The sequence below is a fragment of the Streptomyces sp. enrichment culture genome (genome assembly GCF_964272855.1).
GTDB lineage: Bacteria > Actinomycetota > Actinomycetes > Streptomycetales > Streptomycetaceae > Streptomyces.
On record NZ_OZ186847.1, the window covers coordinates 3275567 to 3290293 of the forward strand.

A 14727-nucleotide genomic window follows, 5' to 3' on the forward strand; every position below is an offset into this window, starting at 1 on the left:
CGCGCTCAGCGCCTCACGAGATCCTTCTTTCCGCAGGCCACCCCGTCGCGGTCCGGGTCGAGGCGGAGCGGGTCGTCCTTGCCGTTGACCTTGAGGCGGCCGTAGTCGTTCTGCTTCAGCCAGGTGCAGCGGGCGGCCGTCGTCTTCTTCACCTGGGGCGGGAAGACGGTCGGCACACAGACGTTGGCGGAGCCGTAGTGCCGGTCGCACCCGGAGACGGTGGGGCTCACCGGCTGTGCGGTGCGCTTCTTGCCGGGCTTCTGCACCTTGCCCTTGAGGGAGTCCGCGAAGGAGTGGACGTGGGCCGAGGCGTCGGTGGCCTTCAGCGCGGACGGCCCCTGGAGGTGCACCCACTTCGCCACCGAGGGCACCCCGCCCGCGTCCACCGCGAAGAGCATGTACCAGCCGGGCGGGGCCAGGTCGGGGTTGCTCGTCACGTTCAGGTCGACGTTGTTCCCGTCGACGGACAGCGGCAGGTCCACGAACCGCTGGTTGGGGTCGGAGGAGTGGGTGACGGCGGCCGGGCGGATCAGTTCCGCCTTGGCGATGGGCCGGTCGACGGTGATCCGCTGGGTGTCGCCGTAGTTCCACTCGGTGTCGATCACCGAAGTGATCGTCGGGCGGGGGCCCTTGAGCAGGTAGGGCGGGGTGTAGACGGACACGTTGTGGTTCCAGCTGCCGTTGCCCGGGTTGTCGCCGGTGGTCATCACCCGGCCGTCCGGGAGCAGGAACGCGGAGGAGTGGTAGCCGCGGGCCTCGGGGTCGGCGGCCACCGGGTCGAAGGTGTTCGTCTCCGGGTCGTAGATCGAGGACTCGAAGACCGGGTTGGCGCGGTTGTGCAGGGCGCCGCCCGTCTCCAGCACCTTGCCGTCGGGCAGCAGCACCGCGGAGACGTACATCTTGCCCTGGTCACCGGTCTGCGGGACCTTGCCGTTGCCGAGGTCGACGGTGCCCTGCGGGAGCGGCGGCCCGGCGACGTACTGCGGGTTGGGCTGCTTCAGGTCGATGACGTCGGTGAGCCGGTTGGCGGCCGGGTTGGAGTCGATGTTGCCGCCGCCGATGGTCAGCACCTTCTGGTCCTGCGCCGGGGGCAGCAGCACGCTCGCCGACTGGTCCCGCTCGTCCTTCTTCTGCAGGCCGGGCACCTGGGTGACGGTGTTGGCGTCGTAGTCGTAGATCGCGGCGCCGGTGCCGGGGATGTTGTTGCCGAAGACATGGCTGCCGGAGTAGAAGAGCCGGCCGTCCTGCATGAGGATCATCGACGGGTACAGGCCCCAGTACGACCAGGTCTGGTTGACCTGCCAGGTGGGCAGCCACTTCTGCTGCTGCTCGGACCACAGCTCGGCCGTCACGGACCCGGTGGAGTCCTCCTTGAGGCCGCCGAACGAGATCACGTCACCGTTGCCGAGGACGGTCGCCGACGGGTACCAGTGGCCGTCGTTCATGTCGTTGGTCCTGGTGTACGTCTCGGTCTCGGGGTCGAAGACGTACGAGTCCTTGTAGCCCTGGTAGCCGATGGTGCCGTCCGCCGACGGATAGCCCTTGTTGCCGCTCATCACCAGCACCCGCCCGTCCTGCAGCTGGACGTGCCCGGCGCAGAACATGTCCTTCGGGGTGGGGATGACCTTGTAGCTGCCGTCGGCCGGGTCGTAGACGGCGGACGTGAAGGTGCCCGCCTCGAACATCTCCTCGTTGTTGCCGGAGCCGGCGATCAGCAGGACCTTGCCGTTGTGCAGGACGACCGAGTGCATGGAACGCACCGGGTTCTGCGCGGGCAGCACCTGCCACTTGCCGTTGGCGCACTCGTCGGCCGAGCCGGTGCACCGCGGGGGCGGGACCGGGTCGGCGACCTGCTCCATGGTGTAGTCGTCGGTGGTGGCGGAGCCGGTGCCGTAGACGGAGACGCCCCAGCTGATCCGGTCGGTCCCGGCGGGGACCTCGGGTGTGCGGACGGACGCCTGGGTCCACGTCCCCGCCATGTCGAGCGTCTTGAGGTCGGTCCAGTACTGCCAGCCCGCCGTGGTGTCGTGCCGGAACAGGGTGACGCTCGCGTCCGGCGTGGTCGTCTTGTACCAGAGGGACAGGTCGTACTGCTTGCCGACGGTCACCACCGGCGCGCAGTCCGCGGACTCGGTGATCAGTGCCTTGCGGTCGCCGTCGACGCGGCGGGTCAGCTCGACCTTCATCGCCTTTCCGCCGGAGTGGGCGTCGCCGGTCGTGGTGAAGGTGAAGTCGTTGTCGCCCCAGCCGGACTTGTGCCAGCAGTACGGCATGTCACCGGTGCCGGCCGTCTCGAACCCGGGGTTCTTGATGAGGTTGGCGGCGGAGGCGGGCTGGGGGGTGGTGAGCAGCAGGCCTGCGGCGAGGCCCATGGCGGCCAGGACGGCCGTTCTCCGACGGGATCTCATGCGGTGCTCCTAGGGCCTTTCTTTCGGATCAGGCTGGCTGTGACAGACGGTGCGTTCCGGTTGGGCCGAGCGGGGTCTGGTGCGTGCAGCTGCAAGGCGGAGGAGGGAGTCGACGCGGAGCGTCGGGGAGTGACGACAACGCGGCAGATGCGCGTGCCAGACCCCGCGACGCCGGCCTGATCCGAAAGGCAGGCCCTAGCTGTGCGGCTCGGATTTCGTCCGCGGCTTGCGGCGCGGCAGGTAGACCAGCGCTTCGGTGCCGACGAAGCGCAGGACGAAGGTGATGACCAGGGCGAGCGCCGTGGCCGGCAGCACGGCCAGGCCGAACTGCGCGACCAGCAACGCGATCAGCGGGATGCGCAGCACCAGGTCGGCGTTGGCGAGGAGCGCGAACCGTACGGTGCGGTCCGCCCAGTGCCGGTGCCGCCGCCGGTCGCGGAACAGCAGCTTCTCGATGAGCAGGAAGTTCCAGGCCACACCGAACTGGTTGGCGATGATCTCCGCGGGGAGGTAGTGCAGCCCCGCCTCGGTCATCGCCCACAGGGCCGCCAGATTCGGCACGAAGCCGGTCAGCCCGATCAGCCCGAACACCACCATCCGGGCCAGCGGATCGGCGGTGCGCAGCCCGGCGAGGTGCCGCAGGAAGCGCTGCCCCTCCTTGACGGTGGACTTGGACTCCCCGGCGAACCGTTCCTGGAACACGAACGGCACCTCGGTGACCGTTCGCGGACGGCTGCGGACCGCCAGTTCCAGCAGGATCTTGTAGCCGAGCGGCTTCAGGGCCTCCGCGGTGACCGCGCTGCGGCGGATGGCGAAGAACCCGCTCATCGGGTCGCTGATGCCGTGCAGCCGGCGCGGGAAGAGGGTCTTGGTCAGCCAGGTCGCTGCACGGGAGACGGCGACACGGTAGCTGCCGGCGAGCCCGGCGCGGCTGCCGCCCTTGAGGTAGCGGGAGGCGACGACGAGCCCGGCGCCCGCGCGTTCCCCGGTGGTGACCAGCTCGGGGACCAAAGACGGCGGGTGCTGGCAGTCGCCGTCCATGACGACGATCCAGTCCGACCCGGCCGCCTTCATGCCCTCGACGACCGCGCCGCCGAGCCCGCCGACCGGCTCCTCGCGGTGCAGCACGGTCACCGGGAACGGGCAGTCCCGCGCGGCCTCGTGGATGACCTGCGGGGTGTCGTCGGTGGAGTCGTCGACGAAGACGACCTCGCAGGGCAGCCGGGCCGGCACCGACTCGGTGATCTGGTGCAGCAACCGCCGTACGTTCGCCGACTCGTTGAAGGTCGGTACGACGATGGTGACGGCGCCCGGCTCGGCGACCTCGGCCGCCGTGACGGCCTCTTCGGGGACGATGGACTCCTGGCTCATCGCTCGCCTCCCGGGGTGCCCGCGGGCTGGATCCGCCGGATCTCGATCCGGTCCTCACCGGCGCCGAACACGGCGACCGGCTTCGAGTGCTCGATCGCGGCCCGCACGTTCGGCAGGTCCACGGCGTCGCGCCGCACCGTCGGCGAGGCGACCACGTAGTCCAGGTCCCGCCAGCCGCGCGGCATGGTCTTGGTGACGGCGGGGTCGAGGTCGGCCTTGTAGAACCAGATGGCGCCGAGCCCGGGCCGGTAGCCCTGGTGGACGAGGTCCAGCCACAGCGCGTCGTCGACGAGGACCCGGGTGTCCCCCGGGTCGGGCACCTCGGTGGCCATCCAGGCGGCGGCGGCCTGGTAGGGGGCGTTGGCGTCGGCGGTCATCGCGGTGCGGGCGCCGTCGTACCAGCGGGGTACGACGTAGACGCTCGCGGCGAGCGCGAGGACGGCGGCGACCGCGTACCGCGCGTGCGGCCGCCGCCCCTCGCGGCGCTGCTTGCGCAGCACGGCGTGCGCGACGCTCGCGGCGCCTCCGGCGAGGACGAGGGCGAGGAACGGCAGCGCCTGGATGATGTACATAGCGGGCAGGTAGCCGTCGGGGCGCAGGGCGACCAGGGCGAGGATCGCGACCGTGAGAGCGGGCCCGGCGAGGGCGCGGGCGGTGACCGACCAGCGCCAGGTCAGCAGGAGCAGCAGGGCGCCGGCGAGGCCGCCGAGGGGCAGCACGCGGTCGTAGTAGAGCCAGGACTGCAGGACACCGTGGGAGCCGGAGCCGGCGTCGAGGATGAAGCCGGAGCCGGGGCGGCTCATCTGATAGGTGATGCCGTCCCACAGGGAGACATGGCCGTCGCCCGGCAGCAACTCGCCCTTGAGCAGCGCGAACAGCGGGTAGGACAGGCCGATCAGGGCGCAGGCGGTGATCGCGCCGGTGACGGCGAACTTGCGGGTGTCGCGGTGGCTGTGCCGCCACATGGTGAGCAGCAGGGCGGGCAGGACGACGAGCATCGTCTCCTTGGTGAGCACGGCCGTCGCGGCGGCGATGCCCGCGCCGAAGTGGTGCCAGAGGTGGCGGCTCGGGGAGGCGGCGAGGGTGAACGCGAGCAGCGTCCACATCACGGCGAGGTTGTCGAGGAAGATCTCCCGCTGGAGGACGACCGAGAGCGGGGAGAGCCCGAACAGGGCCATGCCGAGCCCGGCGGCCCAGCGGGGCAGGGCGAGGCGGCGGCCGAGGACGTAGACGAGGACCGCGCTGACCGCGGAGATCAGCAGCATCATCGCGCGCATGCTGCCGACGGTCATCGAGTCGGGGCTGATCAGCGCGGGTATCCAGGTGAGGACGGCTATCTGGATCCAGCCGAGCGGCGGGTGGTCGTACCAGTAGGTGTAGTGGGCGAGGCCGCGGCCCTCCTGGACGGCCCAGGCCTGGGCGAGGTAGGTGCCCTCGTCGTCGCTGAGGGTGGGGTAGTCGGCGATGTTCCAGCCCTGGACGACGAGGATCGCCACCAGGAGGACGCCGCACAGGATCAGGTCCGGACGGGAGGACCGCAGTCTCTGCGGAGGCTTTGTTCGACCGGTCGAACGGGTCGTGGGCGCAGCTGTCCGCTGCGCGGGGACCTTGACTCCGGTCACCGCGGGAAGTGTGGAGGTCACGCAGGAACGTCCTCTCGGTTCACGTGCGCGAGATGAGCGCCGACATGGCTGGTCAGCTCCCAGTCGTTGCGGCCGCGCTGCTCACGCCAGACGGCGCGTACGGCGGCCCCGGCGAGGAGCACCTGGTAGAAGGGGCCGCCCACGATGAGCTTCACGTAGTGGACGAACCGGACGCGCAGCCCGTACTGCTTGCCGAAGTCGTGCAGGCCGACCAGCTCGAAGACGAAGGTCACCAGGGCGGTGACGGCCGGCAGGAAGGTGACGAAGGCGATGCCGACGGGCACGTCGAGGAAGAGCGCGACGGCCACGTTGAGCGGGATGACGACGCCGGAGACCGCCTGGAGGTACGGCGTCATGAGGGTGTAGCGGGCGAGCAGCCGCTGCCCGAAGGTGGGCAGCTGCTTCCAGTCCCGCTTCCGGTACACCTGGAGGAAGCCCTGGTTCCAGCGGGTGCGCTGCTTCAGCAGGCTCATCAGCGAGCCCGGGGTCTCCTCGCGGGTGACCATCTCGGAGTCGTAGGCGACGACGACCTTCTTGCCGACGCTGGAGAGGCGGACCCCCAGGTCGCAGTCCTCGGCGAGACAGTTGGGGTCCCAGCCGTCGGCCTCCCGCAGCACGTCCGTGCGGACGAAGACGGTGTTGCCGCCGAGCGGGATGAACCCCTTCTGCGCGTGCAGGTGCAGCCGCGAGCGGAACCAGAAGAAGTACTCCAGGCAGTTGCGCAGGCTGTACCAGCTGGAGTGGAAGTTGATCAGCTGGACACCGCCCTGGACGACGTCCGCGCCGGTGGTGCGGAAGGCGTGGTCCACGTGGGCGAGCAGCTCCGGATGGACCTGGTCCTCGGCGTCGAAGACCCCGACGACGTCGCCGCGGCAGTGCGGCAGCGCCGTGTTCATGGCCTTCGGCTTGTTCTTCTTCTCGTGGGTGTCGACGACGACGCGCACCCGCGGGTCCCGCGCGGCGGCCCGCTCGGCGACCTCCGTGGTCTCCGGGTCGTCGTGCCCGACGATCACGATGATCTCGAAGTCGGCGTGGCTGGATTCCAGCAGCCGCTGGATGGTGTGGTCGAGCACCGCCTGTTCGTGCCGCGCCGGAAGCAGCAGCGAGAAGGACAGGTGCTCGGCACCGTCCGGTCTGCTGAACCGGGTCGATGCGAGCACCTCGGGCGTACGCCAGGCGTGCATCTGCCACCACAGGGTGAACGCCGCCATCCAGAACAGGGCCAGTGAAACGGCAGCGATGAAGACAGACGTCAGCAAACAGATCCCCCCAGATCCCCAAAACCCCCAGCCGGGACGGCAGTCGAGCCGTCTCGGCATGTGCAGAGACTAGGGGGGAACTGTGAAGCGCGGGAGGTGTTCCGATAAATAGAGTGTTTCGGAGCGGTCGGGTGACTAGCGGGATCTACCCGAACACCTGCTCAATTCAGACAGCACTCATCGCCCCGACAACGCGATACGCAGGCGCTCGGGGTCGGTCGTAGGAGCGTCACAGGTGAAATTACGACAGACATAAGCGGTCGGTTCACCGCCCATGAGCGGTCGGTCCGCGAGCAGCGGGAACTCCGCGCCGCCCGCGACGCCGTACGCCACGACCGCGCCGGGGGCGGTGCCGAGCAGCGCCGTACGGTGCAGGGTCCGCGTCCCGGCGTCGTCGAGGGCGGGCCCCACGACCGCCACCTCGCGCGGCCCGTCCAGCAGCGCCTCCGCCACCGCGAGCCCCCAGCCGATGAACCGCGGCACCCGCGGCCCCAGCACCCGCACCACCCCCAGCGCCCGCTCGGCGGCGGTCCGATGCGGCTCGGAACCGGTCTGCGCGGCATAGCCCAGCAGCGCGCCCGCGGCAGCCGTCCACCCTGACGGGGCGGCGTTGTCGGTCGGGTCCTGCGGCCGGCGGATCAGCCGCTCGGCGTCGGCGGCCGTGTCGTACAGGGCGCCGGTCTTCTCGTCGGTGAACCGCACGAGCACGTGATCGAGCAGCAGCCCCGCGAAGTCCAGCCAGACACCCTCCCCGGTGACCGACGCGAGGGCGAGGAAGCCCTCGGCGACGTCCGCGTAGTCCTCCAGGACGCCCGCGTTGGCACCGGCCCGGCCGTCCTTGCTGGTACGGGCCAGCTGCGCACGGTCGTCGAGATGCACCCGGACCAGCAGATCGGCCGCGGCGAGGGCGGCGTCGACGAGGTCGGGGCGGTCGAAGTAGGCGCCGGTCTCGGCGAGCGCGGCGATCGCCAGGCCGTTCCAGGCGGCGACGACCTTGTCGTCCCGGCCGGGAGCGGGCCGCTCGGCGCGTGCGGCGAACAGCCGCCGTCGCACCGAGTCCACCTTCTCCGCGTCGAAGACACCCTCGTGCTGCGGAAGTTGCAGCACCGACGCCCCCTCCTCGAAGGTCCCTTCCTCCGTCACGCCGAAGTACTGCGCGGCGAGCTCGGCGTCACCGTCGCCGAGGACGGCGCGGAGCTGCTCCGGCGTCCACACGTAGTAGGCGCCCTCGACGTGCCGCCCGGTCCCGTCGTCGCTGTCGGCGTCCAGCGCGGAGGCGAACCCGCCCTCCTCGGTGCGCAGTTCACGCACCATGAAGTCCGCGGTCTCCAGCGCCACCCGCCGCGCCAGCTCGGACCCGGTGGCCCGCCACAGATGGGCGTAGACCCGACAGAGCAGCGCGTTGTCGTAGAGCATCTTCTCGAAGTGCGGCACGACCCAGTCCCGGTCCACGGAGTAGCGCGCGAACCCGCCCCCGAGCTGGTCGTAGATCCCGCCCCGGGCCATCCGCTCACACGTGTCCCGCGCCATCTGCGACGCGCCCTCGGACCCGGTCCGCGCCGCGTGCCTCAGCAGGAACTCGATCACCATGGACGGCGGGAACTTCGGCGCCCCGCCGAACCCGCCGCGCTGCGGGTCGTACTCCCGCGTCAGCCCCAGCAGCGCCTGCGCCAGCTCCTGCTCCCCCGGCACCTGCTTCCCGGCCCCGTAGTCGATCTCCCGCCCGGCGAGATCCCGCACGATCTTCCCCGCGACGTCGGCGACCTCCTCCCGCCGCTCCGCCCACGCCTGCCGCACCCCTTCCAGCACCTGCCGGAACGACGGCATCCCGTGCCGCGGCGCCGGCGGGAAGTACGTACCGAAGTAGAACGGCTCGGCCTCCGCCGTCAGAAACACGGTCATCGGCCACCCACCGTGCCCGGTGGCGGCCTGCACGGCCTCCATGTAGACGGCGTCCACGTCGGGGCGTTCCTCGCGGTCGACCTTGACGCTGACGAAGTTCTCGTTGAGATAGGCCGCCGTCGCCTCGTCCTCGAAGGACTCGTGCGCCATCACATGGCACCAGTGGCAGCTCGAATAGCCGACGCTCAGCAGTACGGGCACGTCCCGGCGCCGCGCCTCCTCGAACGCCTCCTCCGACCACGGCCACCAGTCGACGGGGTTGTCCGCGTGCTGGAGCAGGTAGGGCGAGGTCTCGTGGGCGAGTCGGTTCGACATGGAGTCCATCCTGCCCCAGTACCCGGCAAACGGCTCACGGCACGTGGCCCGCCCGCCGGGTTCCCGCGATCGTCGCCCTCTCCCCTCCGCTCGCCCCGCGCAGCACACTTGACCGAGAACGCCGTTGCCGCCGGAGGGGGACGTGACATGCGGGACAGTCATCGGGCCGAGGCCGAGCGGTTGCTTGGGCGGGCCGTGGAGGAGGAGGTGCGGCGGTCGGGGGGCCGGGTCGACGGAAAGGTGCTGATGGCGCGGGCGCGCGGGGCGCTGGACGCGATGGCGGGCGCGGCCGGGGAGGAGTACGAGGCCTACACACGGGCGCTGGACGAGGCGGAGGCGGGGCGGCTGACGTTCGGGCAGCGGTACGCGCGGGAGGGTGCCGGGACGCCGTTGCTGGTCGCGGTGGTGGCGGCGGTCGCCGCGGCCGTCGCCGATCTGGCGCTCGGCACCGGAGCCGGGACCGCGCTCGGCGCCGGGGTGACCGTGGGGTTCGCGGGGGCCGCGGCGACGGTGGTGAAGGTGGCGGGGGTGCATCTGCCGGCCGCGCATCGGCGTGCGGGGGCGGTCGGGCAGCCCGGTGGGGCCGAGCAGCTGCGGTTGCAGTGGCTGACCGCGCTGGAGGTGCGCGGCATCCGGCCGTTCCTGGACCAGCAGCGGGTGCTGGCCGCGTCGACCGGGCCGAGGAAGAGCGGTCCGCAGCTCCTCGGCGCGGACAAGAGCGCCGCCGCGCGGGGGCGGGCCGCGCTGGAGCAGTCGTTCGGGCAACTGCCGGAGACGGCGGGTCCGTTCGCGGGGCGGCGGCAGGAGCTGGCGCGGATCCGGCAGTGGGTGCAGGCGGCGCGGGCGAGTACGCGGACGCGGCCGACGGTGGTGGTGCTGCACGGGGCGCCCGGTTCCGGTCGTACGACGCTGGCGGTGCGGGCCGCGCACGATCTGCGGGACCAGTTCCGCGGGGCGTGTGTGGTGGATCTGCGCGGGGGCAGTCCCGAGGAGCCGCCGCTGTCGACGCGGGAGGCGCTGCTGCACCTGCTGAACCGGCTGGGCGCGCCGCGTGAGCAGTTGCTGTTCCGGGAGCGGTCGTCGGCGGATCAGCAGGTCAAGCGGTTGAGCGAGCTGTACCACCAGCATCTGACGGGGGTGCCGGTCACGGTCGTCCTCGACGACGCCTCCGATCCGGAGCAGGTGCGCACGCTGGTTCCGGAGCGGTCGGACAGTCTGGTCCTGGTGACCGCGCGGGAGCCGCTTCGGCTGCCGGACGACTTCCCGGCGTGGGTGCATCAGCTGCCGGTGCCGGTGCTGGACGCGGCCGGCGCGGAGGAGCTGCTGGGCGCGGCGGCGCAGGGGGACGGGGGGCCGTACGACGCGCAGTCCGCGGACCGGATCCGGGAGCTGTGCGGCGGGCTGCCGCTGGCGCTGCGGATCGCGGGGTCGTCGCTGGGGACGCGTTCGCCGCGGCGGCTGGCCTCGGATCTGGCGGCGTACGGTCCGGTGGAGCCGGTGGAGCGGGCACTGTGGCTGCGGTACACGGACCAGCCGGAGCCGGCGCGCAGGCTGCTGCGGCGGCTGGCGCTGGCGGGACGGGCCTCGCTGGGTGCCGCGGCGGCGGCATCGCTGCTGGCGACGGACGAGGCGGAGGCGACGCGGCTGCTGCTGGCCTTGTCCCGCGCGGGGCTGATCGACCATGTCCGCGGCAGCCGCTACCGGCTGCACGATCTCGTCCGCGCCTTCGCGCACGCCCGTCTGCTCGACGAGGAGAACCCTGCGGAGCGTACGGCGGCCCAGGAGCGGCTGATCGGGAACTACGCGGATCTCGCCGACTCGGTGCTGCGGCTGGTGGACGGCAACATGTCGACCCGTTCGGACCGGTTCGGCCCGCACGGTTTCACCTCGCTGGACGAGGCGCTGCGCTGGCTGGACGACGAGTCCAGCTTCATCACGGCGGCGCTCAGGCACGCCGAGGGCGTGGATCAGCGGGCGGTGCTGAACCTGCTGGGCGCGCTGTGCGACTACTGCCTGCTGCGCGGCGACCTGTACCGGCTGGGTGAGATCAGCGAGCTGGCGCAGGCCGTGGACCAGGGGCTGCTGATCCGTTCGGTGCAGTGGCGTACGGGTATCGCGGCCCGGCAGCTGGGCGAGCTGGACCGGGCGCGGGCGACGCTCGCGTCGGTGGTCGACCTGTACCGGGAGGCCAACCATGACGCGGGGGCGGCGCGGGCGCTGTGCTCGCTCGGCATCACCCTGCATCACCAGGGCGGTCTCACCGAGGCGGCGGCGAAGCTGCGGGAGGCGCTGGACATGCAGGCGGCGCCGGAGCTGGCGACGGACCGGGCGTGGACGATGCACGCGCTGGCGGCGGTGGAGCGGGACCGGGCACGTCTCGCGGAGGCCCTGGATCTGCTGACGCGTTCGCTGGAGCTGCACCGGGCGGGCGGATCGCTGCACGGTGAGGCGTGGGCGCATTTCCAGCTGGGGCAGCTGTACATCCGTCTGGGCGACGCCCAGCGGGCCGGGACGGAGCTGCGGCAGGCCCTGGAGCGCTACGGCCGTACCCGGGACGCCCGCGGTGAGGCGTGGGCGCTGACCCAGCTGGCGCGGACACTGCTGCTGGCGGGGGACGCCTCACCGGCGGTGGAGGAGCTGCGGCAGGCGGCGGTGCGGCACCGGGAGAACGAGGACGCGCGCGGGGAGGCGTGGACGCTGTACTACCTGGGGCAGGCGCTGGAGGAGACGGGCGACCTGGACCGGGCGGTGCGCGAGCTGGAGCGGTCCCGCACGATGTTCTCGCGGATGCGGGACGTGTACGGCCTGGCCTGTGCGCGGCATCACTCGGCGCGGGTCACCCGTGATCAGCGTGCCGCGCAGACCGGCTCACTGCGCAACTCCGGTTTCGCCCGCCAGCTGCTGGTCGACGCCCGCGCGGACTTCCAGCGCATCGGCGTGGCGCACGGCGAGGCGTGGACGTGCCTGGAGCTGGCCGTGGTGGACGCGGGCAACGGCCGTACGGCGCAGGCGCTGGGCCTGTGCGAGGAAGCGGCCGGGCTGTTCGCGGGGTACGGCGACCGGCGCGGCGAGGACTGGGCCCGCTTCCTGCGCTGCACCCTGCTGCCGTACGCCGCCCCGGGCGGGGTGGAGGTCGGTACGGCGGTGGCGGAGGAGGAGCTGGCCCAGCTGGCCCGCGCCCGGCATCCGGCACGCGACGAGAAGCTGGACGGCTTCGTGCCGGCGTTCCGGCTGCTGCTGGAGCGCGGCGTCAGCCTGGAGGCGGGCTGGCAGGCGTGGCGGCTGGGCATGGTGCCGAGCCGGCATGCCCGGGAGGTGATGGGTGTGGAGGTGCCGGCGCGGCAGTGACGCCGCGCCGGCACCACCCGCACCAGCCCGCGCGGGTCAGCCCTTGTCGGCCTTGGTGCCGGCGGCCGAGGTCTCGGCCTCGGTCCCGGGTTCCGGGGCTTCCTCGAAGTCGACCTTGCCCATGTGGCGGTTCATCGACTTCATCAGGGCCCAGACGGCCAGGCCCATCACCGCGAAGACGATGAAGCCGAGGACTCCGGGGGTGACCTTGTCCTTGTCGAGCTCCTTGGCGATGGTCACGAAGTGCGTCATGGCCAGGCTTGTGCTTGGGGTCATGTCAGGCATTGTCCCGGATGCCCGCGAAGAGGTCGTCCTCGGGGAGGGAGGTGTCGACGAGGGACTTCGCCAGCTCGTACTCCTCGGTGGGCCAGACCTCCTTCTGGAGCTCCAGCGGGACGTGGAACCAGCCGCCGTCGGGGTCGATCTGGGTGCGGTGGGCGATCAGTGCCTTGTCGCGGATCTCGAAGAAGTCGGCGCACGGCACGTGGGTGGTCAGGGTGCGCTCCTTGTGGCCCGACTCGTCCCAGCGCTTGAGCCACTCGCCGTAGGGGGACTCCAGGCCCCGGTCGAGCATCGCCTGGTGCAGGGCGTTGGTGCGGGGCCGGTTGAAGCCCTGGTTGTAGTAGAGCTTCAGCGGCTGGTACGCCGGACCGTACTCGCCCTCCGGGTACTTCTCGGTGTCGGCCGCGCCCTCGAAGGCCACCATCGTGATCTTGTGGGTCATGATGTGGTCGGGGTGGGGGTAGCCGCCGTTCTCGTCGTAGGTGGTGATCACCTGGGGACGGAAGGAGCGGATCTTCCGCACCAGCTCGCCGGCCGCCTTGTCGACGTCCTCGAGGGCGAAGCAGCCCTCGGGCAACGGGGGCAGCGGGTCACCCTCGGGCAGGCCGGAGTCCACGAAGCCGAGCCATTCCTGCTTGACGCCGAGGATCTCCCGGGCCTCGTCCATCTCCTTCCTGCGTACCTCGTGGATGTTCTCCTCGATGTAGGCGTCGCCTTGGAGCTTCGGGTTGAGGATGGAGCCGCGCTCCCCGCCCGTGCAGGTCACGACCAGCACGTCCACCCCCTCGGACACGTACTTCGCCATGGTCGCCGCGCCCTTGCTCGACTCGTCGTCGGGGTGGGCGTGCACAGCCATCAGTCGCAGCTGGTCAGTCAAGACTCAATCCTCGATCGTCGTGTCGGCTCCCGGTGGCCCGGAGCCATCGGTGGGTGTCGTCCCGTAGGGACGTCGTTGTGGGGCGGTGGTCGGGTGACGGGTGGGCGGCTTCTATAGTGACCGAATCGGAGGGCCAATAATTCCGGGATACGGCACCGGGGGCCCGTTTCGGGACATCTGTTCCGCCCGGTCGAGAGGACGATCATGAGTACGGCGAGTACGCGACCGCCCGAGGGCCGTTACGGCCGTTCCTCGGACGAGCGCTCGGACCGCACCCTGAAGCTGGTCGGCGGTGTCCTCGGGGCGGTGCTGGTCGGTCTGATCGCCTTCTTCGCCTACCACTACGTCGGCCAGAACAAGATCAGCGCCGAGGTGATCAGCTTCGACCTCCGGGACGACTCCGTGAAGGTGGAGCTGAGCGTCGAGAAGGACGCCGGGGCCTCCGGTTACTGCACGGTGCGTTCCCAGGCGGCGGACGGCGCCGAGGTGGGCCGGGCCGACTTCCGCTTCGACGGGGACGCCACCCGGCTGACGGAGGTCGTCACCCTCCGCACCACGGCGCCCGGTACCACGGCCGAGCTGCTGGGCTGCCACGCCGACTGACGCGTCACCCGGAATGTCGACCGGCTGACCTGCGTTGACGTGATTTTGGTGACTTATGTCCTCCCCCTTCCGTCCCTGAATTGTTAGGCTCGTGGTTTCGCCCACTCGTGAAGGAACATGCTTCTGGGTAGGGCGATGCTTTGTATTCCCAGTACCGACGAGGAGCACCTGTGACCCAGACCAGCGAGAACGTCACCTGGCTGACCCAGGAGGCGTACGACAAGCTCAAGGAAGAGCTTGAGTACCTGTCTGGTCCCGCGCGCACCGAGATCGCGGCCAAGATCGCCGCGGCGCGTGAGGAGGGCGACCTGCGGGAGAACGGCGGGTACCACGCGGCCAAGGAGGAGCAGGGCAAGCAGGAGCTCCGTGTGCGCCAGCTGACCCAGCTCCTGGAGAACGCCAAGGTCGGTGAGGCTCCGGCGGCCGAGGGTGTCGTCGCCCCCGGCATGGTCGTGACGATCGCCTTCGACGGCGACGAGGACGACACGCTGACCTTCCTGCTCGCCTCCCGGGAGTACGCGAGCGACGACATCGAGACCTACTCCCCGCAGTCCCCGCTGGGCACCGGCGTGAACGGCAAGAAGGTCGGCGAGGACGCGGAGTACGAGCTTCCGAACGGCAAGAAGGCCTCGGTGAAGATCCTGAAGGCCGAGCCGTACGTCGGCTGACCCCGGCCGCCGTCACTCTCTCCGCCGCGCCCCCGGCGTCCTCGTGACGCC

10 protein-coding genes are annotated in these 14727 nt (G+C 71.1%); 3 read left to right on the forward strand and 7 right to left on the reverse strand.

Annotation, left to right across the window (positions count from 1 at the left end; translation table 11 throughout):
- Window positions 1-5: 5 nt before the first annotated feature.
- The 5 genes from ACSU6L_RS13805 to ACSU6L_RS13825 all read right to left on the reverse strand — a co-directional run bounded on the left by ACSU6L_RS13805 (window position 6) and on the right by ACSU6L_RS13825 (window position 8898).
- Entirely contained in the window at window positions 6-2408 is a 2403-nt protein-coding gene (locus ACSU6L_RS13805) for a galactose oxidase-like domain-containing protein (RefSeq protein WP_437056794.1), read from the reverse strand.
- 195 nt (window positions 2409-2603) lie between these two features.
- A complete protein-coding gene (locus ACSU6L_RS13810) occupies window positions 2604-3779 on the reverse strand; it encodes a glycosyltransferase (protein WP_073940319.1) in 1176 nt (391 codons plus the stop codon).
- On the reverse strand, window positions 3776-5422 hold the full coding sequence (locus ACSU6L_RS13815) for an ArnT family glycosyltransferase (RefSeq protein WP_437056797.1): 1647 nt from the start codon (window positions 5420-5422) through the stop codon (window positions 3776-3778). The genes ACSU6L_RS13810 and ACSU6L_RS13815 overlap by 4 nt, the downstream gene beginning before the upstream one ends.
- The gene (locus tag ACSU6L_RS13820; RefSeq protein WP_073940321.1) at window positions 5419-6681 is read right to left on the reverse strand and encodes a glycosyltransferase; all 1263 of its coding nucleotides are present in this window, start codon (window positions 6679-6681) and stop codon (window positions 5419-5421) included. Before ACSU6L_RS13820 ends, ACSU6L_RS13815 begins: the two co-directional genes overlap by 4 nt.
- A 177-nt stretch (window positions 6682-6858) precedes the next feature.
- The gene (locus ACSU6L_RS13825) at window positions 6859-8898 is read right to left on the reverse strand and encodes a thioredoxin domain-containing protein (RefSeq protein WP_437056799.1); all 2040 of its coding nucleotides are present in this window, start codon (window positions 8896-8898) and stop codon (window positions 6859-6861) included.
- 147 nt (window positions 8899-9045) lie between these two features.
- Here ACSU6L_RS13825 and ACSU6L_RS13830 point away from each other — a divergent pair, with 147 nt between their 5' ends.
- Window positions 9046-12246, forward strand: coding sequence for a tetratricopeptide repeat protein (locus ACSU6L_RS13830; RefSeq protein ID WP_437056801.1), 3201 nt, complete (start codon window positions 9046-9048; stop codon window positions 12244-12246).
- Window positions 12247-12282: 36 nt separating this feature from the next.
- Here ACSU6L_RS13830 and ACSU6L_RS13835 read toward each other — a convergent pair whose 3' ends face one another.
- Both ACSU6L_RS13835 and mca read right to left on the reverse strand, forming a co-directional pair.
- The gene (locus ACSU6L_RS13835) at window positions 12283-12531 is read right to left on the reverse strand and encodes a hypothetical protein (protein WP_073940324.1); all 249 of its coding nucleotides are present in this window, start codon (window positions 12529-12531) and stop codon (window positions 12283-12285) included.
- A complete protein-coding gene (gene mca / locus ACSU6L_RS13840; protein ID WP_437064880.1) occupies window positions 12524-13384 on the reverse strand; it encodes a mycothiol conjugate amidase Mca in 861 nt (286 codons plus the stop codon). The genes ACSU6L_RS13835 and mca overlap by 8 nt, the downstream gene beginning before the upstream one ends.
- Window positions 13385-13609: 225 nt before the next feature.
- Between mca and ACSU6L_RS13845 the strand changes: the two genes are divergently transcribed.
- Together ACSU6L_RS13845 and greA are read left to right on the forward strand one after the other, a co-directional pair.
- Complete coding sequence (locus tag ACSU6L_RS13845; RefSeq protein WP_437056803.1) at window positions 13610-14008, forward strand: DUF4307 domain-containing protein; 399 nt, start codon at window positions 13610-13612, stop codon at window positions 14006-14008.
- A gap of 170 nt (window positions 14009-14178) precedes the next feature.
- The gene (greA, locus tag ACSU6L_RS13850; RefSeq protein ID WP_437056805.1) at window positions 14179-14676 is read left to right on the forward strand and encodes a transcription elongation factor GreA; all 498 of its coding nucleotides are present in this window, start codon (window positions 14179-14181) and stop codon (window positions 14674-14676) included.
- The last annotated feature ends 51 nt before the right edge of the window (window positions 14677-14727 follow it).

Excerpts from the sequence above, each read along its gene's own strand:
- ACSU6L_RS13835 (WP_073940324.1), bottom strand. The coding sequence starts at position 12,531 with ATGCCTGACATGACCCCAAGCACAAGCCTGGCCATGACGCACTTCGTG.
- ACSU6L_RS13810 (WP_073940319.1), bottom strand. The coding sequence starts at position 3,779 with ATGAGCCAGGAGTCCATCGTCCCCGAAGAGGCCGTCACGGCGGCCGAG.
- ACSU6L_RS13845 (WP_437056803.1), top strand. The coding sequence starts at position 13,610 with ATGAGTACGGCGAGTACGCGACCGCCCGAGGGCCGTTACGGCCGTTCC.
- ACSU6L_RS13830 (WP_437056801.1), top strand. The coding sequence starts at position 9,046 with ATGCGGGACAGTCATCGGGCCGAGGCCGAGCGGTTGCTTGGGCGGGCC.
- ACSU6L_RS13805 (WP_437056794.1), bottom strand. The coding sequence starts at position 2,408 with ATGAGATCCCGTCGGAGAACGGCCGTCCTGGCCGCCATGGGCCTCGCC.
- ACSU6L_RS13825 (WP_437056799.1), bottom strand. The coding sequence starts at position 8,898 with ATGTCGAACCGACTCGCCCACGAGACCTCGCCCTACCTGCTCCAGCAC.
- mca (WP_437064880.1), bottom strand. The coding sequence starts at position 13,384 with ATGGCTGTGCACGCCCACCCCGACGACGAGTCGAGCAAGGGCGCGGCG.